Annotated in this window: 16 protein-coding genes and 2 rRNA genes; 17 read left to right on the forward strand and 1 reads right to left on the reverse strand. The window is 70.0% G+C overall.

Translation table 11 applies throughout. The annotated features are described in order from the left end of the window. Both ACFYYW_RS27300 and rrf read left to right on the forward strand, forming a co-directional pair. Positions 1-92, forward strand: a 23S ribosomal RNA gene (locus ACFYYW_RS27300); the annotation flags it as partial. A 73-nt stretch (positions 93-165) separates the two neighbouring features. After that, positions 166-282 (forward strand): 5S ribosomal RNA (rrf, locus tag ACFYYW_RS27305). 123 nt (positions 283-405) lie between these two features. On the opposite strand, the gene ACFYYW_RS27310 is transcribed toward rrf, so the two are convergent. Further along, on the reverse strand, positions 406-1290 hold the full coding sequence (locus tag ACFYYW_RS27310; protein ID WP_364393145.1) for a carbohydrate-binding protein: 885 nt from the start codon (positions 1288-1290) through the stop codon (positions 406-408). Positions 1291-1394: 104 nt separating this feature from the next. On the opposite strand from ACFYYW_RS27310, the gene ACFYYW_RS27315 reads away from it, so the two are divergent. The 15 genes from ACFYYW_RS27315 (at position 1395) to obgE (ending at position 19752) form a co-directional block, all read left to right on the forward strand. Then, positions 1395-2720, forward strand: coding sequence for a bifunctional folylpolyglutamate synthase/dihydrofolate synthase (locus ACFYYW_RS27315; RefSeq protein ID WP_387652591.1), 1326 nt, complete (start codon positions 1395-1397; stop codon positions 2718-2720). Further along, complete coding sequence (locus ACFYYW_RS27320; protein ID WP_364415668.1) at positions 2717-3058, forward strand: DUF4233 domain-containing protein; 342 nt, start codon at positions 2717-2719, stop codon at positions 3056-3058. Before ACFYYW_RS27315 ends, ACFYYW_RS27320 begins: the two co-directional genes overlap by 4 nt. Positions 3059-3069: 11 nt before the next feature. After that, the gene (locus ACFYYW_RS27325; RefSeq protein ID WP_387652593.1) at positions 3070-4644 is read left to right on the forward strand and encodes a hypothetical protein; all 1575 of its coding nucleotides are present in this window, start codon (positions 3070-3072) and stop codon (positions 4642-4644) included. A 166-nt stretch (positions 4645-4810) separates the two neighbouring features. Further along, positions 4811-5221, forward strand: coding sequence for a nucleoside-diphosphate kinase (gene ndk / locus ACFYYW_RS27330; RefSeq protein WP_352328453.1), 411 nt, complete (start codon positions 4811-4813; stop codon positions 5219-5221). A gap of 273 nt (positions 5222-5494) precedes the next feature. After that, positions 5495-6526: a rod shape-determining protein gene (locus tag ACFYYW_RS27335; RefSeq protein WP_352328454.1), complete on the forward strand. Its 1032-nt coding sequence runs from the start codon at positions 5495-5497 to the stop codon at positions 6524-6526. Continuing rightward, positions 6526-7404, forward strand: coding sequence for a rod shape-determining protein MreC (mreC, locus tag ACFYYW_RS27340; protein ID WP_387652595.1), 879 nt, complete (start codon positions 6526-6528; stop codon positions 7402-7404). Before ACFYYW_RS27335 ends, mreC begins: the two co-directional genes overlap by 1 nt. A 90-nt stretch (positions 7405-7494) precedes the next feature. Next, entirely contained in the window at positions 7495-7959 is a 465-nt protein-coding gene (gene mreD / locus ACFYYW_RS27345; protein WP_352328456.1) for a rod shape-determining protein MreD, read from the forward strand. Continuing rightward, the gene (gene mrdA / locus ACFYYW_RS27350; protein ID WP_364393154.1) at positions 7956-10004 is read left to right on the forward strand and encodes a penicillin-binding protein 2; all 2049 of its coding nucleotides are present in this window, start codon (positions 7956-7958) and stop codon (positions 10002-10004) included. The genes mreD and mrdA overlap by 4 nt, the downstream gene beginning before the upstream one ends. Beyond that, the gene (gene rodA, locus ACFYYW_RS27355; protein ID WP_352329260.1) at positions 10001-11164 is read left to right on the forward strand and encodes a rod shape-determining protein RodA; all 1164 of its coding nucleotides are present in this window, start codon (positions 10001-10003) and stop codon (positions 11162-11164) included. Before mrdA ends, rodA begins: the two co-directional genes overlap by 4 nt. 69 nt (positions 11165-11233) lie before the next feature. Continuing rightward, positions 11234-13144 (forward strand): TIGR03960 family B12-binding radical SAM protein, encoded by a 1911-nt coding sequence (locus ACFYYW_RS27360; RefSeq protein WP_352329261.1) that lies wholly within the window; start codon positions 11234-11236, stop codon positions 13142-13144. Between the two features lie 152 nt (positions 13145-13296). After that, positions 13297-14049 carry a TIGR03936 family radical SAM-associated protein gene (locus ACFYYW_RS27365; RefSeq protein ID WP_352329263.1) on the forward strand — a complete coding sequence of 251 codons (753 nt, stop codon included), beginning with the start codon at positions 13297-13299 and terminating at the stop codon, positions 14047-14049. A 765-nt stretch (positions 14050-14814) separates the two neighbouring features. Then, entirely contained in the window at positions 14815-17478 is a 2664-nt protein-coding gene (locus ACFYYW_RS27370) for an Rne/Rng family ribonuclease (protein ID WP_387652599.1), read from the forward strand. A 208-nt stretch (positions 17479-17686) separates the two neighbouring features. Next, the gene (gene rplU / locus ACFYYW_RS27375; protein ID WP_055506260.1) at positions 17687-17989 is read left to right on the forward strand and encodes a 50S ribosomal protein L21; all 303 of its coding nucleotides are present in this window, start codon (positions 17687-17689) and stop codon (positions 17987-17989) included. A gap of 15 nt (positions 17990-18004) precedes the next feature. Beyond that, positions 18005-18262, forward strand: a complete 258-nt coding sequence (gene rpmA, locus ACFYYW_RS27380; RefSeq protein WP_012893687.1) for a 50S ribosomal protein L27 — start codon at positions 18005-18007, stop codon at positions 18260-18262. 137 nt (positions 18263-18399) lie between these two features. Further along, entirely contained in the window at positions 18400-19752 is a 1353-nt protein-coding gene (gene obgE, locus ACFYYW_RS27385; protein WP_352325647.1) for a GTPase ObgE, read from the forward strand. Positions 19753-19943: the final 191 nt, after the last annotated feature.

The raw sequence follows: 19943 nt of genomic DNA on the forward strand, positions 1-19943 counted from the left end.
GCTCCCGGTAGACGACCGGGTTGATAGGCCGGAGGTGGAAGCACAGTAATGTGTGGAGCTGACCGGTACTAATAGGCCGAGGACTTGACCACAAATTTTCTTGCTCGCGTCCACTAGGCAATTCTGAAACAACAAGCGGTTGTCCGTTTGATAGTTTCATAGGGTTACGGCGGTTATGGCGGGAAGGAAACACCCGGTTACATTCCGAACCCGGAAGTTAAGCTTCTCTGCGCCGATGGTACTGCACTCGGGAGGGTGTGGGAGAGTAGGTCACCGCCGGACAATCTTTCGAAGAAGCCTCACACGGTTCGTGTGGGGCTTCTTCGCGTTCACAGGCATGGCAACACGAACAGGGCCACCCCCAGCAGCCGGGGTGGCCCTTTTTTGCGTTCGGGGACCAGTGGGTCAGACGCGCTGCCACAAGGCCGGCACGTTGGGCGGTTCCCAACCGGCCATTGACGTGTGCCCCTGCAGGCACCGGTACGTCGACCCGCCGTAGGTCACCTGGTCACCCGCCTGGTAGGTCACCCCAACCTTCCAGGTTCCGCCGCCCGGAGACGGGCTAGTCGTGGGCGTGGGAGTGGGAGTCTGTGTGGGTGGCACTCCCTGGACGTTGAGCACGAAGTCGAACGTCGCTTCCTTCCCCGAGCCGACGGGGCGGACGTTCATGAGCAGTCTCGGGTCGTAGATGGTGTCGGTGTTGTTGCGCGGCTCGCCCGGGAAGTAGAGCTGCGTGGTGAGGATCCCGCGGCCCGGAGCCTGCGCCTTGACGTGGATGTGCCGCGTACGACCGGGGTACAGGCCGGGCACGATGGTGGTGAGCTTGAAGGCCCCCTGGGCGTTCGTGTACTGGTGCCCACGGAAGTTGTACGTGACGTTGTCGTAGTTGCCGTTGGCGTCGGCCTGCCAGAAGTCGAGCAGGACGTTCGCCAGTGGCTGACACGACAGTCCGAACACGTATCCGCTCACCGTCAGCGGGGTTCCCGAACCGGGGAGGGTCGAGCGCTGAGGGGAGTTGGGCTTGAAGTAGGGGCCCTCGGTCTGCGAGATCGTGAGATCGTCACCGTCGTCGCAGAACGGGGTGGGCTCAAGCTGCTGGCCGGTTCCGGCCATGGTGCGGGCCAGGGCCGGCACCTCGCCGATCAGGAACGGGACCGGTGTCGCTATGAGAGCCGCCTTGAACAGCGCCTTTCTGGTGATTCCGCGCTGCCTTTCCTCGCGAGTGTTCTCGCCTTCCACGATGGCCTCCTTGAAAGCGCCTGCTGGGGGGTAGAGCAGGCTGTTCTCCAAGGTGGCACCCTGCGGCGGAGGTGAGTACCCTCTAATTTTCTATACGATTCACGATATGTTTGCCCCGCGTCCAGACCGCTACGCGTGGTCAGTAGGGTTGAGGGGTGGATTATCGTGCGGTTGAACGTGCCATCCTGGAGCGGGGCGTCGAGTGGGACTTCGAGCCGACGCTCGACAGGATCGCTGCGCTCATGGATTTGCTCGGCTCGCCTCAGCGGGCGTACCCGGTCATACACATCGCCGGCACCAACGGCAAGACGACCACGGCGCGGTTGACCGAGGCGCTGCTTCGCGAGCGCAATCTCAGGGTGGGCCGGTTCACCAGCCCGCACCTGGTCACCGTGCGCGAGCGCATCACGGTCGACGGTGAGCCGCTGAGCGAGGAGCGCTTCGCCGAGGTCTACGAGGAGATCGCGCCCTACGTCGAGCTGGCCGACGCGCAGGGGCACCGGCGCATCCAGTTCTTCGAGCTGCTGACGGCCATGGCGTTCGCGGCGTTCGCCGACACGCCGGTCGACGTCGCGGTCATCGAGGCCGGCATGGGTGGGTCGTGGGACGCGACGAACGTCGCCGACGGCCTGGTGTCGGTCATCACGCCCATCTCCCTCGATCACATGGATCGTCTGGGTCCTGACATCCCGAGCATCGCCGGGGAGAAGGCCGGGATCATCAAGCCGGGCGCCACGACCGTGCTCGCTCAGCAGGAGCTGGCCGCGGCCGAGGTGCTGATGCGTCGCGCGGCCGAGGTCGGTGCGGTGGTGGCGCGCGAGGGGCTGGAGTTCGGCGTGCTCGGCCGGGAGATGGCGATGGGCGGGCAATTGCTCACCCTGCGCGGGCTCAAGGGCGTCTACGACGAGATCTACCTGCCGCTCTACGGCAGCTACCAGGCCAGCAACGCGGTGTGCGCGCTGGCCGCCGTCGAGGCGCTGACCGGTGGCGACGATCCGCTCGACGTCGACCTGGTGCGCCAGGCGTTCGCCCAGGCGGCCTCGCCCGGTCGGATGGAGGTCGTACGGCGCACGCCCACGGTGGTGATCGACGCGGCGCACAACCCCGGCGGGCTGGAGGCGAGCCTGGAGGCGTTGCACGAGGCGTTCGACTTCGCCAAGGTGATCGGCGTGGTCGCCGTCATGCGCGACAAGGACGTCGAGACCCTGCTGGAGCTGCTGGAGCCGATGCTCGACGAGATCGTGGTGACGCGTAACTCCTCACCCAGGTCGTTGTCGGCGCAGGAGCTCGCCGCGCTGGCCGTGCCGCTGTTCGGTGAGGACCGCGTGCACGTCGTCGAGCGGCTCGACGAGGCCCTCGACAGGGGCATCGGCATCGCCGACGCTGAGGGCGAGTTCAGCGGGACCGGGGTGTTCATCACCGGTTCGGTGGTGACGGCCGGAGATGCCCGGCATCTGCTCAAAGCGGATGGTGTGAGATGAACTTCGAGGTCACACCGGGCATGCGCAGGCTCGGCGCGAGCGTGCTCGGCATGGAGGCCATCGTGGCCGGGCTCATCACGCCGGTGGCGATCACGGTGGGCGGCGTGGCCCCCGCGCTCGCCGTCACGGTGGGCATCGGGCTGCTGGTGTTGTGCGTGGTCGCCGCGGGCCTGCTCAAACGGCCCTTCGGGTACGTCATGGGCAGCGTCATCCAGGTGCTGGCCATCGCCACGGGCTTCCTCGTGCCGACCATGTTCTTCCTCGGCGCGATCTTCGCGGCGCTGTGGATCACCGCGATTATCGTAGCTCGCCGTGTCGAGGGCGTGACTTCCCGCTAAAGTCGGCCTACATGGCCGTCCCCCCGATTCAACGGTCGCCGCATCCGGCTGGCCTCAGACATTCCTGGCTGCTCGACGTGGTTCTCGGGCTGCTCGTCCTCGTGGCGTTGCCGCTGGCGATCGTCGCGATACCCAACACGCTGTCCGTGGTCGCCGACCTGCTGCCGGGCGACTTCGACCAGATCGGGCTGAGCCGTACGCACGGGCTGGCGCTGCCCGCCCTGATGCTGACGGTGCCGCTCGCGGCCGTCGCGTTGCGGCGGATGAAGGTGGCCCACGTGCTGGTCGCGGGGCTCGCGCTGGTGGCGGTGGCCGACGCGGCGGGCGGCTACGCGGCCTCCGAGCTGGTCGTCGGCGTCGTACGCGTGCTGCGCGGCGTCGGCGGCGGCCTGATCGTGCCGGCCACGCTGGTGGCGGTCTGGGACCGTACGCCCGCGCTGCGCGGCCTGTGGGCCGGGGTGTTGTGCGTCAGCCTGCTGGAGGCTCAGGCGTTCGCGCTCTGGCCGCTGGTCGACGTGACGAGCTGGAAGGTCACGCTGCAGCCGTACCCGATGGTCACCGGGGTCGCGCTGGCGCTGGCGGCGGCGTACCTGCTGGTCTGGAGGCTCGCCGGGAGGCGGCCCGCGCCCGCGCCGGACGCCAGGGAGCGCAGCCGGCTGCTGCTCGCGGCCGTGCCCGCGGCGGGCATCGCGGTCGTGGCGGTCAGCACGGCGAGCGCGGGGTGGGGCGTCGTCCCGGTGCTCCTGCTGGCGGGGGTGGCGATCGCCGGGCTGCTGGCGCTCGGCTCGATCGGCCGGGCGGAGGGCCGCACGCACGCGTACACGATGGTGGCCGTCGGGGTGGTGCTGCTGCCGAGCACGGCGCAGGTCACGTTGGTGGAGATGGGCGGTCTGGGCGGCCCTGGGCTGCGCGGGCTGTGGACGCCGTTCGGGGTGGCGGCGCTGCTCGCGGTCGTCGCCGGGGTGGGCGTGCGCATGTTCGGCAAGGGCGCGGGGCGGCTCGCGGTGCCGCTCGGGTTGCTGGCGATGGTGGTCGGCCTGTGCTCGGTGCGGCTGGTCGTCCCGTCGGCCGACGGGCTGGTGCTGGCGGTGCCGTTCACGCTGCTCGCGGTGGGGGCGACCGTGGCGGTCACGGCCACGCTCGGCGAGATCGGGATCGGGGCGGCGGCGTTCGGGTTGTCGCTGGGCGTCGCCGGGGTGCTGGCCGGCTATCTGCTGGGCACCGGCGTGCAGATGTGGATGCTGGAGGGGGTCGGGTCGCGCCAGGAGCTGGTCGACAGCTTTGTGGGCGCGTTGCACTGGTGGGCGTTGATCGGCGGGTTCCTGCTGGTGGGCGTGATCGTGCTGGCGGCGGTGATGGGGCGGCGGCCGTCCCGGGAGGAGGAGCCGCCGTCCGGCGGCGAGCCGGTGGAGGTCGCGGTCGCGGTCGGGGCCGGTCGCGAGCGCGGGGCGGCGCTGGAGCCGGTCACGACGTGGGGCTCGATCGCTCCCGAGGGTTCGCCCGCGCCGGAGGAGGACGATCCGGACGAGCCGGTGCCCGCGGTGCCGCCGCAGGCGCCCTCGCCGGAGGACGGCGAGCGGTCCTGAAGTCCTCGCCCGCGCGCGTCATGCCTGTGGCGCCGAGGGTGTGGGCGCGGACGGTAAGCTGAGCGACGGCTATGGCGACGCGAGGGCCCGTGTCCCGCGGAGCGCCCTCGTGGTCAGGCCAGGCGCCCGTAGCCGCGACCCGAATCTGTTCAAAGGAGAACCACACGTGTCCGAGCGCACTCTTGTCCTGATCAAGCCCGACGGTGTGAAGCGTGGCCTCATCGGTGACGTGATCGCCCGCGTGGAGCGCAAGGGCCTCAAGGTCGTGGCGATGGACCTGCGCACCCTCGACGCCGACACCGCCAAGGCGCACTACGCCGAGCACGCCGAGAAGCCGTTCTTCGGCGAGCTGGTCGACTTCATCACGTCGGCGCCGCTCGTGGCCATGGTCCTTGAGGGCCCGCGCGCCATCGAGGCCTTCCGCGCGCTGGCCGGCGCCACCGACCCGGTCAAGTCCGCCCCCGGCACCATCCGCGGCGACCACGCCCTGGAGATCGGCGAGAACGTCGTCCACGGCTCCGACTCGCCCGAGTCCGCGGCCAGGGAGATCAAGATCTTCTTCCCCGACCGCTTCTAGCAGTCAGCTCCACCCGCGCGCCCGCCGGCTTCACGCCGTTCGGGCGCGTCTTTTTGTCGGCGGCACGTTGTAGCGTTCACCGAGTCTGGCAGGCGTGGGCGCAGTTGATCCGGTCGTGTGGGTGCAATTCGGGCAAAATCCAGGTTGAGGTAGGGGCTGGAGATTTTTGTGGAGCGCGAGGGCTCATTGCGCTCACTGGTGGGTACGTCACGTTACGATTCGAATTCGATCCGTAGTCATTCGCGAACGACGATACGGAGGGCTCCGTTCCCCATGGGCAGCAAGCTCGCGTTTCTCGGCCGTGACATGGCGGTCGATCTGGGCACCGCCAACACGTTGGTATACGTGCGTGGCCGGGGCATCGTGCTCAATGAGCCGTCAGTCGTAGCGATCAACACCACCACAGGCAAGATCGTGGCGGTGGGCATCGAGGCAAAGCGAATGATCGGTCGTACGCCCGGCAACATCGTCGCGGTCCGCCCGCTGAAGGACGGCGTGATCGCCGACTTCGACGTCACCGAACGGATGTTGCGTTACTTCATCCAACGAGTGCACAGACGACGCCATTTCGCCAAGCCGCGCATCATCATCGCCGTGCCGAGCGGCATCACCAGCGTCGAGCAGCGCGCGGTGAAAGAAGCCGGATACCAGGCCGGCGCAAGGAAGGTCTACATCGTCGAGGAGCCGATGGCCGCCGCCATCGGGGCCGGGCTGCCGGTGCACGAGCCCACCGGGAACATGGTGGTCGACATCGGCGGCGGCACCACCGAGGTGGCCATCATCTCGATGGGCGGCGTGGTCACCAGCCAGTCGATCAGGATCGGCGGCGACGAGCTCGACCAGGCGGTGATCACGTTTGCCAAGAAGGAGTTCTCGTTGATGCTCGGCGAGCGTACCGCCGAGGAGATCAAGATGGCGATCGGGTCGGCCTGCCCCAACGGCGAGGAGACGCACGCCGAGGTGCGGGGGCGCGACCTGATCAGCGGGCTGCCCAAGACGATCATCGTGTCGAGCGAGGAGATCCGCAAGGCCACCGAGGAGCCGGTCAACGCGATCGTCGACGCGGTGAAGACCACCCTCGACAAGTGCCCGCCGGAGCTGTCGGGCGACATCATGGACCGAGGCATCGCCCTGACCGGCGGCGGTGCCCTGCTCAAGGGCCTCGACGAGCGGGTCAAGGCCGAGACCGGCATGCCCGTCCACCTGGTGGAGAACGCCCTCGACTCGGTCGCCATCGGCTCGGGCAAGTGCGCCGAGGAGTTCGAGGCCCTGCAGCAGGTGCTCGTTCCGGAGTCGCGGCACTGATGAGAGATTCGCGCCGGGCCCGGCTGATCCTGGGAGTGCTGCTGATGGCGGCGCTGGTCGTCCTGACCATCGACCATCGTGCGGGCGACAGCTCACCGCTGCGTCCGCTGCGCTCGGCGGGGTCCTGGGTGTTCGGCGCGGCCGAGCGGTTCGGCGGGGGCGTGGTGCGTCCCGTCGGCGGCTTCCTGCACGCCCTGGCCAGCGCGCCCAGCGCGCAGCGGCACATCGAGCAGCTGCAGGAGGAGAACGCCAGGCTGCGGGCCGGGCTGTCCTCCAGCACGCTCGACGCCACCCGCTCGGCGGAGTTGAAGAAGCTGCTCGGCCTCTCCGGCACCGGCGGCTACAAGGTGGTCACGGCCAACGTGGTGGCCAGGCGCGGGCAGCCGGGGTTCGAGGACAGCGTGCAGATCGACGTGGGCACCGGTGACGGGGTGCGTCCCGACATGACGGTGCTCAACGGTGACGGGCTGGTCGGCCGGGTCATCCACGCCTCGTCGGCCACCTCCACGGTGGTGCTGCTCAGCGACCCCGCCTCGGCCGCCGGGGGGCGGCTGGAAGGCGGCCAGGAGATCGGCGTGGTGCACGGGGTGGGCGAGAACGGGCGGCTCGTGCAGTTCCGGCTGCTCGACTCGACGGCGCCGATGGAGCGGGGCGGGCGCATCGTCAGCTTCGGCTCCAAGAACGGGCGGCCGTACGTGCCGGGGGTGCCGATCGGGGTGATCGAACGCGTGGAGTCGACGCCGGGGGAGCTGACCCGGATCGCCTACGCCAGGCCGTTCGCCGATCTGACGGCGCTCGACGTGGTCGGGGTGGTGGTCGAAGGGCCCAAGCGGGATCCGCGTGACGCGGTGCTGCCGGCCAAGGAGGGGGCGCGGTGATCGGCGACGGCACGGCCTCCGGCGAGGTCGCTGCTGGTGTGGTGATCGGGGGATGAGAAGCGTGCTGCTTTCGGCGGGGACGGAGGCGCGGTGATCGGGGCGATGGTCGTGGTGCTGGCGTTGCTGGCACAGGTCATGCTGGTCAACCGGCTGCCGTTGCCGGCGGGCGGCGCGCCTGACCTGGTGCTGCTGGCGGTGGTGGGCATGGCTCTCGAGCGCGGGCCGGTGGCGGGGGCGATGGTCGGATTCTTCTCGGGGCTGCTGGTGGACCTGGTGCCGCCGACGGCCCATCTGATGGGCCAGTACGCGTTCGTGCTGGCCGTGGTCGGTTATGTGGCGGGGCGTGGCGCGGGCGGGCCGGCTACGACCGTCGTGCTGTGCGTGCTGATCGCGCCGCTGGTGGCGGTGGGGGTGGCCGGGCTGCTGTCCGATCCGCGGGTGTCGCTGGCGACGCTCACGCAGCAGGTGCCCGTCACCGTCCTCTACACGCTCATCGTGGCGCCGGTGGTGATCTGGCTGGCCACCCGGGGGAGACAGCCGAGGTACTCGACATGATCCGCATGCGTACCAGGTTGCTGGTGCTGCACGTCCTGGTGGTGCTGCTGCTCGTCGTGCTGGCCGTACGGCTGTGGCAGGTGCAGGTCGTGCGCGGCCAGGAGTTCGTGACCAGGGCGATGGAGACCAGGACGCGCACGGTCATCGTGCCCGCGGTGCGGGGGCAGATCCTCGACTCGTCGGGGCGTCCGCTGGTGCGCAACCGCACGGCCCTGGTCGTGTCCGTCGACCGGACGAAGCTGAACAGGATGCCGGGCGGGGGGATGAGCGTGCTGCGCAGGCTCTCCTCGGTGCTCGACCGGCCGGTCAAGGACCTGCGGCAGCGCATCACGCCCTGCGGGCCGGGGGTGGGCAAGCCGTGCTGGACGGGGTCGCCGTACCAGCCGGTTCCGCTGGACGAGAAGGTGGACACGCGCGAGGCGTTGCAGATTTTGGAGCGGCAGGAGGAGTTCCCGGGGGTGACCGCGGAGATCCACTCCGTCCGGCAGTACCCGGGCGGCCGGGCCGGGGCGCAGATGCTGGGTTACCTGCAGCCGGTGACCGAGGCGGAGCTGGAGAAGCGCGAGGGGCTCAAGGCCAGCTTCTCCGGTGTCGACCTGGCGGGGCGCGACGGCATCGAGTACGTCTACGACGACGCGCTGCGTGGCAAGTCGGGGCTGCGCAGGGTGCAGGTCGACCGGATGGGCAAGGCCCTCGGGGTCGAGGAGCAGGTGCCGCCGGTCGCCGGCGACCACCTGGTGACCAGCATCGACGCGCGGGTGCAGGCGGTGACGGAGAAGGCGCTCGCCCACGCGATGAAGAACGCGCCCGGGGCCGACGGCGGCGCCGCGGTGGTGCTCGACGCGCGTTCCGGGCGGGTGGTGTCGGTGGCCAGCGCGCCGGGGTACGACCCGGAGATCTGGGCCGGTGGCATCTCGGCCAAGGGATACCAGTGGCTGTTGTCGGACAAGTCGGGTAAGCCGCTGGTGTCGCGGGCGATCAACGGGCAGTTCGCGCCCGGTTCGACGTTCAAGGTGTCGTCGGTGTCGGCGATGTTGCGGGCCGGGTATCCGCTCAACGGCACGTACGACTGCCCCGGGGCCTACATGGTGGGCGACCGGTCCTTCAGCAACTTCCGGGGGATCGGCCTCGGGCAGATGAACCTGCACACGGCGCTGGTCAAGTCGTGCGACACGATCTTCTACCGGGCGGCGTACGAGCAGTACCTCAAGGACGGCGGGCGCAACCCGAAGAAGCGCACGAAGGAGGTGTTCGCCAACACGGCCAGGGCCTTCGGCTTCGGCCGGCCGACCGGGGTCGACCTGCCGGGCGAGTCCTCCGGGCGCATCCCCGACCGGGCCTGGAAGAAGGACCTGTGGAACCGCACCAGCGCCACGAGCTGCGAGCGGTCGCGCAAGGGATATCCGGAGGAGAAGGACCGGGCGCGGGCCGAGTTCCTCAAACGCCTGGCGCTGGAGAACTGCACCGAGGGCTTCCTGCTGCGGCCCGGTGACTCGGCCAACTTCGCCATCGGGCAGGGCGACGTCCTGGTGACACCGATGCAGCTCGCGCGGGCGTACATGGCGCTGGTGAGCGACGGCAAGGTCCGCAGCCCGCGCATCGGGTGGGCGCAGGTGAGGCCCGACGGCAAGGTGGTCAAGACCATCGACGTGCCGGTGGTCGGCAAGCTGCCGATCAGTGACAAGGAGCGTAACTACATCAAGAACGCGCTGAGCCAGGTGCCCTCCGACGGCACCGCGGCGGGGGCGTTCACCGGCTTCCCGATGGACAAGGTGCGCATCGGCGGCAAGACCGGTACCGCGGAGGTGTGGGGCAAGAAGGACACCTCGTGGTTCGCGTCGTTCGCGCCCACCAACAATCCGCAGTTCGTGGTGGTCGTCATGGTGTCGCAGGGTGGCATGGGCGCCTCGACCGCTGCGCCGGCCGCACGCGAGATCTACGAGGGCATCTACGGCTTCAAGGGGGAGCCGGCCGCCGTGCCCGGCGGAAGACTTCCGACCAAGCTGCCGAAGTTCGCGCCCGACGGGACGGTGATCCACCAATGAACCGCGCCGTGGCCGCGCGGCGGCCCTCGCTCATCCAGCGGGCGATCGGCGAGCACTCGGTGGTGCGCCGCATGGACGGGCTGATGCTGGTCGCGGTGGCCGGGCTGTGCCTGATCGGCACCCTGCTGGTGTGGTCCTCGACCCGCACGTGGGCGCCCGGCGCCACCGGGCTGGTCAAGAAACACCTGCTCAACGAGGTCATCGGCGTGACCCTGTGCGCCGTGGTGGCGATGGTCGACCATCGGGCGATGCGGGCGTACGCGCCGCTGGTGTTCCTGGTGTCGCTGGTGGGGCTGGCGCTGGTGATCACGCCGCTGGGGGCGACGATCAACGGGTCGCACTCGTGGATCCTGCTCGGCGGCGGGTTCGCGGTGCAGCCGTCGGAGTTCGCCAAGGTCGGGCTGCTGCTGATCATCGCGATGCTGCTGGCCCAGCCCGCCGAGGGCAGCGACCGGCCGCGCGGCCTCGACATCACGCTGGCCCTGGTCGCGGCGGGCATCACGATGGGGCTGGTGATGTTGCAGCCCGACCTCGGCACGGCGCTCGTGCTCGCCGTGATCACGGCCGCCGGGCTGGTGATCGGGGGCGTGCGCAAGCGGTGGATCGTCGGGCTGGTGCTCGTGGCGGCGGCCGGGGTGTTCTGCGTGTTCTGGTTCAACCTGCTGGAGCCGTACCAGGTGGCGCGGTTCACCGCGTTCGTCGATCCGAAGGTCGATCCGCGCGGGGTGGGCTACAACAGCACGCAGTCGCTGATCGCGATCGGTTCCGGGCAACTGCTGGGCAAGGGGCTCTTCGGCGGCGGGCAGACGACCGGCCGGTTCGTGCCCGAGCAGCACACCGACTTCATCTTCACGGTGGCGGGGGAGGAGTTCGGGTTCATCGGGTCGGTCACCGTGGTGCTGCTGCTCGGCGTGGTGCTGCTGCGCGGGCTGAAGGTCGCAAGGCACTGCGACGACCGGTTCGGCACGCTGGTCGCGGGCATGATCGTGTGCTGGTTCGCGTTCCAGACGTTCATCAATGTCGGGATGACGATCGGGATCATGCCGATCACCGGCCTGCCGCTGCCTTTCGTGTCCTATGGCGGTACTGCCACGTTCGCGAACCTCATGGCGGTAGGGCTGCTTCTGGCCATCAGAGTGCGGCGGCAGTCGTTCAACTGAGCGCGTAACGGGGGCCGTCCGCCGGTGGGCCGGATTTGTCACCGTCCGCGCGCCGCTACCCTGGACGGTATGCCTGTCGAGTCGATATTCCACCGCCTGGAAGCGCTGCTGCCCAAGGTGCAGAAGCCCATCCAGTACGTCGGGGGTGAGCTCAACTCGACCGTCAAGGACTGGGACTCCGCCGACGTGCGGTGGGCGCTGATGTACCCGGACGCCTACGAGGTCGGGCTGCCCAACCAGGGCGTGGCGATCCTCTACGAGATCCTCAACGAGCTGCCCCGCACGCTGGCCGAGCGCACCTACGCGGTCTGGCCGGACCTGGAGGCCCTCATGCGGGCCGAGGGCGTGCCGCAGTTCACCGTCGACGCCCACCGGCCGGTGCGCGCCTTCGACGTGCTCGGCCTGTCGTTCTCGACGGAGCTGGGCTACACCAACATGCTGACCGCGCTCGATCTCGCCGGGATCCCGCTCAACGCGGCCGACCGGGGCGAGGACGACCCGATCGTGCTCGCCGGCGGTCACGCGGCCTTCAACCCCGAGCCGATCGCCGACTTCCTCGACGCGGCCGTGCTCGGCGACGGCGAGCAGATCTCGATCGCCATCTCCGAGGTCATCCGTGAGTGGAAGGCCGAGGGGCGTCCCGGCGGGCGCGACGAGCTGCTGATGCGGCTCGCCGAGTCCGGCGGCGTCTACGTGCCGAAGTTCTACGACGTCGACTACCACCCCGACGGGCGCATCAAGCGGGTCGCGCCCAACAGGTCCGAGGTGCCGTGGCGGGTGCACAAGCACACCGTGATGGACCTCGACGAGTGGCCCTATCCGAAGAAGCCGCTGGTGCCGCTGGCCGAGACGGTGCACGAGCGGTTCAGCGTGGAGATCTTCCGCGGCTGCACGCGCGGCTGCCGCTTCTGCCAGGCGGGCATGATCACCCGTCCGGTGCGGGAGCGTTCGATCACCACGATCGGCGCCATGGTCGACAACGGCATCAAGGAGTCCGGCTTCAACGAGGTCGGCCTGCTGTCGTTGTCCTCGGCCGACCACTCCGAGATCGGCGAGGTCGCCAAGGGCCTGGCCGACCGCTACGAGGGCACCAACACCTCGCTGTCCCTGCCCTCGACCCGGGTCGACGCGTTCAACATCGACCTGGCCAACGAGTTCTCCAGGAACGGCAGGCGCTCGGGTCTCACGTTCGCCCCCGAGGGCGGCTCCGAGCGCATGCGCAAGGTGATCAACAAGATGGTCTCCGAGGAAGACCTCATCCGCACGGTCACCACCGCGTACTCGCAGGGCTGGCGGCAGGTGAAGCTCTACTTCATGTGCGGGCTGCCCACCGAGCAGGACGAAGACGTGCTCGGCATCGCCGACCTGGCCAAGAAGGTCATCCAGGCGGGCCGTGAGGCGACCGGCAGCCGCGACATCCGCTGCACCGTCTCCATCGGCGGGTTCGTCCCCAAGCCGCACACCCCGTTCCAGTGGGCCGGGCAGGCCGACCACGAGACCGTCGACCGGCGGCTCAAGGCGCTGCGTGACTCGCTGCGCGGCGACAAGCAGTACGGCCGGGCCATCGGCTTCCGCTACCACGACGGCAAACCGTCCATCGTGGAGGGCCTGCTCTCGCGCGGCGACCGCCGGGTCGGCGCGGTGATCAGGGCCGTCTGGGAGGCCGGCGGCAGGTTCGACGGGTGGAGCGAGCACTTCTCCTACGACAGATGGATGCAGGCCGCGGAGAAGGCCGGCGTCGACGTCGACTGGTACACCACGCGTGAGCGGGCCGAGAACGAGGTCCTTCCGTGGGACCACCTCGACGCCGGGCTCGACCGCGAATGGCTCTGGCAGGACTGGCAGGAGGCCGTGTCCGGCGGCGAGGTCGAAGACTGCCGCTGGACCCCGTGCTACGACTGCGGGGTCTGCCCGACCATGGGCACCGAGATCCAGATAGGCCCGACAGGACGCAAGCTCCTTCCTCTCACAGTGGTCTAGCGCGCTCAGTGGGCGAGCCGTGTCACGGCGTACACGTACACGTGTCGCGGCGGCTTATCCTGGGAGAAGGAACTCTTACAAGGGAAGGACGCAAAGCTCTGAAACCTGTTCCCGACGGGCCTCCGCCCGCGCCTACGGTGCAGCGCCTTCGTGTGCGTTACGCCAAGCGCGGACGTCTGCGCTTCACCAGTCACCGCGACATCTCGCGGGCCGTCGAGAGGGCGGTCCGCCGTGCCGGCATTCCGGTGGCCTTCAGCGCGGGCTTCTCGCCCCATCCGAAGATCTCCTACGCGGGCGCAGCGCCGACCGGCGTCGCCAGCGAGGCCGAATACCTCGAGATCGGTGTCACCAGGCTGTGCGACCCCGAGCAGGTCAAGTCCAGCCTGGACGCGTCACTGCCGCCCGGTCTCGACGTGCTCGACGTCGTGCAGGCCGGCCCAGGGGGGCTGGCCGACCGCCTGGAGGTCTCCGACTGGGAGGTACGCCTGCCCGGGGCCGATCGCGAGCTCGCCGAGACGGCGGTGGAGAAGTTCCTCGCGGCGGGCACCGTGGAGGTCGAGCGCCTCACCAAGAAGGGCCCCCGGCGTTTCGACGCGCGGGAGGCCGTCCTGGGGCTCGTGGTGTCCGAGGGAACAGACAGAACCGCAGCTCAGGTGCCAGGACAGACGTGTGTCATACTGCGCATGGTTGTTCGGCACATGACGCCTGCCGTTCGACCCGATGATGTGCTCACAGGGCTGCGCCTTGTGGCCGACTTCGCGCCGCCGGTCCCCCCCGAGGTGACCAGGCTGGCGCAGGGGCCGCTCGACGCCGGTACCGGTGCGCTTGCCGACCCGCTCGGCCTTGACCGCGATACGACGCGCGGCGGCGAGGCGGGACCGGCGGGTGAGCACGTCGTCGGCTAAGGAGGTGCCCTGCGCGAGCGGGGCGCCACCGCTGACAGGACTTGGCGCCCACGCCTCCCTTCCGGGGGCGGGGGCGGACAACGAGACACGAGGGCTCCTGCGCGGCGCGGCGACGCGCCCGGGAGCTGACGGGAGAGCGCCCGCATGCTCGACAACGAGCCCAACGCCGGGGCCACTGGCCCTGACGGGGAGACAACTGAACAGCCCAAGGTGACCAGGCGTCGCCGCTCCGCGAGCCGCCCGGCGGGTCCCCCGCCGGAGCTGCCGGAGGAGCCGGCCGCCACCGCCCCGATCACCGTCGCGGCCGCCCAGACCGCGCCGTCGGTTGCCGACGTGCAACCGGTGCAGACCAACGCCGTGCAGCGTGCTGCCGGAGAGCCCGCGCCTGACGCCGGGCGTGGCCGGAGAACCCGGGCCCGCGCGGCGGCGCCCGAAGCGCCGGCAGGCCCGGCCGGAGCCGCCGAGGGTGGCCCGGAGGGCGTTCAGGCACAGCCCGGCGCGCCCGAGAGCGCCGTGGCTGGAGCCGGTGCGCCACAGGGCGCCTCCGCTGCGGCCGGCGCGCCTGAGGGTGCCGTGACCGGCGCTGGCGCGCCTGGTGGTGCCGCGCCTGAGGGTGTCGCGGCCGGGGCCGGTGTGCCTGAGCAGTCCGTGGCCGGGGCCGGTGCGGCCGGGGCCGTCGTGCCTGAGGGGCCGGCGCCGCAGCAGGCTGAGAGCCCTGCCGCCTCGCAGGCCGGCACGTCGGCAGAGCCTGTCGTGGAGCCCGCTGTGGAGCCCGTCGTGGCGCCGGTCGTCGAGCGGCGGGAGGCCGCCGGGCAGGTGGCCGGTGCGGCCGAGCCGGTCGTGGCGCCGGTGGTGCAGAGTCCGGGTGCGCCGGAGGCCGAGAGCCCCGCGTACGCGGGTGGCCCGACCGGTGCCGGCGAGGTGGCCGGTGTGGTCGAGGCCGTCGTGGCCGACGCCGTGGTGGAAGCCGCCGACGTTCCCGAGGAGAAGCCCAAGAGGGCCACGCGCACGCGGTCCACCGCGACCACGACGCGCCGCCGTACGACGAAGAAGGCCGAGCCGGAGGTCGCGGGAGCGCTCCCGGAGGAGGAGGCCGAGGCGCCCAAGCGGCGGCGTACGCGGAAGAAGGCCGAAGAGGTCGTCGTCGAGGCGCCGGCGGGCGCCGACGTCGAGGTCGTCGCGACGCCCTCCGACGTCGAGGTGGCCGTCACCGTGCCCGAGGCCGCCGAGGCGGCCGACGAGGACATCCTGGAGATCCTGCCCGAGGACGAGCCGCTCGACGACGAGCCCGCCGGCGAGGACCTCGACGAGGACGTCGACCGGCCGAGCCTGCTCGCCGACCCCTTCGGGCTGAGCGCGCGCAGGCACGACGAGCCGGGCACGGCGTTCCAGCGTCCGGCGGCCATCTTCGCGCCGCTGTTCCAGGCCCCCGACCCCACCCAGGGCAAGCCCGCCGTGATCCGGCGGCCCGAGCCCGAGCCGGAGCCCGAGGAGATCGAGGAGCTGGTCGACGAGACCGTCGTCGAGGACGAGGGTGACATCGACACCTCCGACGAGCAGGAGGAGGAGGGCGGCGGTCGCCGTCGCCGGCGCCGTCGTGGCGGCCGGGGCCGCGGCAAGGCCCGCGAGCGTGACGAGGAGGAAGGCGAGGAAGGCGACGAGGAGGAAGGCGAGGACCAGGGCGAGGAGGCCCAGGAGGAAGAGGCCGCCGGCTCGCGCCGCCGTCGCCGTCGTCGCCGTCGCGGCACCGAGGAGACCCTGGAGCCCTCCACCGACGACCCGCCGAACACCGTGGTGCGCATCCGCGCGCCGCGCTCCGGCCGTGCCGCCTCCCTGGAGACGGCCACCGACGGTGTGCAGAGCGTGCGCGGCTCGACCCGCCTGGAGGCCAAGAAGCAGCGTCGCCGCGAGGGGCGCGAGCTCGGCCGCAGGCGTCCGCCGATCATCACGGAGTCGGAGTTCCTGGCCCGCCGTGAGTCCGTCGACCGCATGATGGTGGTGCGCCGTCAGGGCGACCGTACGCAGATCGCGGTCCTGGAGGACGGCGTGCTCGTCGAGCACTACGTCAACCGCGAGGCCAGCCAGTCCTACGTCGGCAACGTCTACCTGGGCAAGGTCCAGAACGTGCTGCCGTCGATGGAGGCCGCGTTCGTGGACATCGGCAAGGGCCGCAACGCCGTCCTGTACGCCGGTGAGGTGAACTTCGACACCGCCGGGCTGGAGGGCCAGCCCAAGCGCATCGAGTCGGCGCTGAAGTCCGGCCAGTCGGTGCTGGTGCAGGTCACCAAGGACCCGATCGGCCACAAGGGCGCCCGGCTCACCTCGCAGATCAGCCTGCCCGGCCGTTACCTGGTGTACGTCCCGGACGGGTCGATGACCGGCATCAGCCGCAAGCTGCCCGACAAGGAGCGCACCCGGCTCAAGAGCATCCTGAAGAAGGTCATGCCGGAGAACGCCGGTGTGATCGTCCGCACCGCGGCCGAGGGCGCCTCCGAGGACGAGCTGGCCCGCGACGTGGCCCGGCTGTCGGCCCAGTGGGAGAACATCCAGAAGAAGGCCAAGTCGGCCAGCCCGCCCGAGCTGCTGTCGGCCGAGCCCGACCTGACCATCCGGGTCGTCCGCGACGTGTTCAACGAGGACTTCACCTCGCTGGTCGTGCAGGGCGACGACGCCTGGGACACCGTCGACGACTACGTCAAGTACGTTGCGCCGCACCTGGCCGAGCGCCTGTCGCGCTGGGACACCGGGCAGGGTGACGTGTTCGAGTCGTACCGGATCGACGAGCAGCTGGGCAAGGCGCTGGAGCGCAAGGTGTGGCTGCCGAGCGGCGGCTCGCTGGTGATCGACCGTACCGAGGCGATGACCGTCGTCGACGTCAACACCGGCAAGTTCACCGGGCAGGGCGGCAACCTCGAGGAGACCGTCACCAGGAACAACCTGGAGGCGGCCGAGGAGATCGTGCGCCAGCTGCGGCTGCGGGACATCGGCGGCATCATCGTCATCGACTTCATCGACATGGTGCTGGAGTCCAACCGCGACCTGGTGCTGCGGCGGCTGCTGGAGTGCCTGGCGCGCGACAGGACCAAGCACCAGGTCGCCGAGGTGACCTCCCTGGGCCTGGTGCAGATGACGCGTAAGCGGGTCGGTCAGGGGCTGCTGGAGGCGTTCTCGACGGCCTGCGAGTGCTGCAACGGGCGCGGGCTGATCGTCTCGACCGAGCCGGTGGAGACGAAGCCGGAGCCGCGCGGCACGCAGGGCAAGATGGCGATCGAGAAGGCGGTCTCGGACAAGGTTTCCGCGGCCAAGGACTCCGCCAGCCGTGATACCGTGACCGGTGCGCTTGATGACGTCCCGGCTGAGGACGACCAGGCCAGCCAGACTTCCGGCAGAGGGCGGCGACGCTCCCGCCGAGCCAAGTCCGCCGAGTAGCCTCGGCAGGCTTCCGACGATCCGTCCGGTTCGCCTAGGGCACCGTTAAGCGGTACCCTGGTGAATCGGTGCGTCAGGTGACGTGCCCTGTTGGCGCGCTTACTCGGTTCGTCGGTTTGAGACAGGCCGAATGATAGGCGCAGCATTCGGCGGCCGCCTCGATGCGGGGCGGCTGAGGGCAACAGCGAGTCAGTAGAAGGGTTCCGCGGTGTACGCGATCGTTCGTTGCGGCGGCAGGCAGCAGAAGGTCTCCGTCGGTGACGTCCTCGAGGTGGACAAGGTCGCCGGCGAGGTCGGCTCTTCGGTTACGCTGCCGACGGTGCTCGTCGTCAACGACGGCGATGTGACCACCGAGGCCGGCAAGTTCACGGTCAGCGCCGAGATCCTCGGCGAGACCAAGGGCCCGAAGATCCGCATTCTCAAGTACAAGAACAAGACCGGTTACAAGAAGCGCCAGGGTCACCGTCAGCGGTACACCCAGGTGAAGATCACCGGTATCGACCAGGCCTGATCGGGAGTTTGAGAGATGGCACACAAGAAGGGCGCGTCGTCCACCCGGAACGGCCGTGACTCCAACGCTCAGCGCCTGGGCGTCAAGCGCTTCGGCGGCCAGCTGGTGAACGCGGGCGAGATCATCGTTCGTCAGCGCGGCACCCACTTCCACCCCGGCGACAACGTCGGCCGCGGTGGCGATGACACGCTGTTCGCGCTGGCCGCCGGCCACGTGCAGTTCGGCGTCAAGCGCGGTCGTCGCGCCGTCAGCATCGTTCCCGTCGCGGAGTAATCAGCTTCGCTTCGGTGTTGCTTCAAGGGGTGGATCGCCTGTCGATCCACCCCTTAGGCGTTTTCTGGGGGCCCTGCGGGGGCGCCATGTTGTGATTGATCTTGTATGCCCTGGTGGGCTTGATGGAGGAGAGCTGGATGCCGGACTTCGTGGACCAGGTGGTCCTGCACGTCAAGGCCGGTGACGGAGGGAACGGGTGCGCCTCCATCCACCGGGAGAAGTTCAAGCCGCTCGGCGGCCCCGACGGGGGGAACGGCGGCCGTGGCGGCGACGTGATCCTCGAGGTCGATCCCAACACCGCGACCCTGCTGGACTACCACCGCCGTCCCCACCGCAAGGCCGACAACGGCAAGCAGGGGCAGGGCTCCAACCGCGACGGCGCCAACGGTGACGACGTGATCCTCGCCGTCCCGAACGGGACCGTGGTGAAGGACGCCAACACGGGTGAGGTGCTGGTGGACCTGGTGGGGGCCGGCACCCGGTACGTGATCGCGCAGGGCGGTCACGGCGGGCTCGGGAACGCCGCGCTGGCCACGTCCCGGCGGAAGGCGCCCGGGTTCGCGCTGCTGGGGGAGCCCGGTGACGGGCTCGACGTCATGCTGGAGCTCAAGAGCGTCGCCGACGTGGCGCTGGTCGGGTTCCCCAGCGCCGGCAAGTCGTCGCTGATCGCGGCGCTGAGCGCGGCCAAGCCGAAGATCGCGGACTATCCGTTCACCACCCTCATCCCGAACCTGGGCGTCGTGACGGCCGGCGAGAACGTGTTCACGGTCGCCGACGTGCCCGGGCTGATCCCGGGTGCCTCGCAGGGCAAGGGGCTCGGGCACGAGTTCCTGCGCCATGTCGAGCGCTGCGACATGCTCGTGCACGTCATCGACTGCGCGACCATGGAGCCGGGGCGCGACCCCGTCACCGACTACGAGGTGATCGAGGCCGAGCTGCGGGCGTACGGGAAGCTCGAGGACCGGCCGCGGATGATCGTGCTGAACAAGGCCGACGTGCCCGACGCGCGGGAGCTGGCCGACCTGGTCAGGGCCGAGTTCGAGGAGCGGGGGCTGCAGGTCTTCGTCATCTCGGCGGCCACGCACGACGGGTTGCGGGAGCTCACGTACGCGATGGGCGAGTGGGTGGCGGCGGCCAGGGCCAACAAGCCGGTCGAGGAGCCGACCCGACTGGTGATCAGGCCCAAGCAGCTCGGTGAGGCCGGGTTCAAGGTGCGGCGGGTGAACGAGAACCTGTTCCAGGTCACCGGGGAGAAGCCGGAGCGGTGGATCCGGCAGACCGACTTCAGCAACGACGAGGCCGTCGGGTACCTGGCCGACCGGCTCGAACGGCTCGGCGTGGAGGAGGAGCTGGTCAAGGCGGGCGCCAAGGCGGGGGCCGAGGTGGTCATCGGGCCGATGGAGGGCGGGTACGTCTTCGACTGGCAGCCGACGCTCAGCGCCGAGTCGGTGCGTCAGGGGCCGCGCGGCTCGGACAACCGCCTGGGCTGACGGCTGCCGGGGGTGACGGTCGACTTGGCGTGACTGCCGTGTGGCGTGACTGCCGTGTGGCGTGACTGTCGTATGGCGTGACTGCCGTATGGCATGTCTGCCGTATGGCGTGGCCGCCGGCTGGTGACCGTCGTTTGAGGTGACCCTCATTCGAGGTGACCGCCGGCTGGTGACGGTCCTACGGGGGTGAC

The sequence above is a fragment of the Nonomuraea sp. NPDC001831 genome (assembly GCF_042892035.1).
Taxonomy (GTDB): domain Bacteria; phylum Actinomycetota; class Actinomycetes; order Streptosporangiales; family Streptosporangiaceae; genus Nonomuraea.

Bases quoted from the DNA above. Each gene is read 5' to 3' on its own strand.
- ACFYYW_RS27320 (WP_364415668.1), top strand. From the start codon at position 2,717: ATGAACTTCGAGGTCACACCGGGCATGCGCAGGCTCGGCGCGAGCGTG.
- ACFYYW_RS27325 (WP_387652593.1), top strand. From the start codon at position 3,070: ATGGCCGTCCCCCCGATTCAACGGTCGCCGCATCCGGCTGGCCTCAGA.
- ACFYYW_RS27335 (WP_352328454.1), top strand. From the start codon at position 5,495: ATGGGCAGCAAGCTCGCGTTTCTCGGCCGTGACATGGCGGTCGATCTG.
- mreC (WP_387652595.1), top strand. From the start codon at position 6,526: ATGAGAGATTCGCGCCGGGCCCGGCTGATCCTGGGAGTGCTGCTGATG.
- mrdA (WP_364393154.1), top strand. From the start codon at position 7,956: ATGATCCGCATGCGTACCAGGTTGCTGGTGCTGCACGTCCTGGTGGTG.
- rodA (WP_352329260.1), top strand. From the start codon at position 10,001: ATGAACCGCGCCGTGGCCGCGCGGCGGCCCTCGCTCATCCAGCGGGCG.
- ACFYYW_RS27360 (WP_352329261.1), top strand. From the start codon at position 11,234: ATGCCTGTCGAGTCGATATTCCACCGCCTGGAAGCGCTGCTGCCCAAG.
- rpmA (WP_012893687.1), top strand. From the start codon at position 18,005: ATGGCACACAAGAAGGGCGCGTCGTCCACCCGGAACGGCCGTGACTCC.
- obgE (WP_352325647.1), top strand. From the start codon at position 18,400: ATGCCGGACTTCGTGGACCAGGTGGTCCTGCACGTCAAGGCCGGTGAC.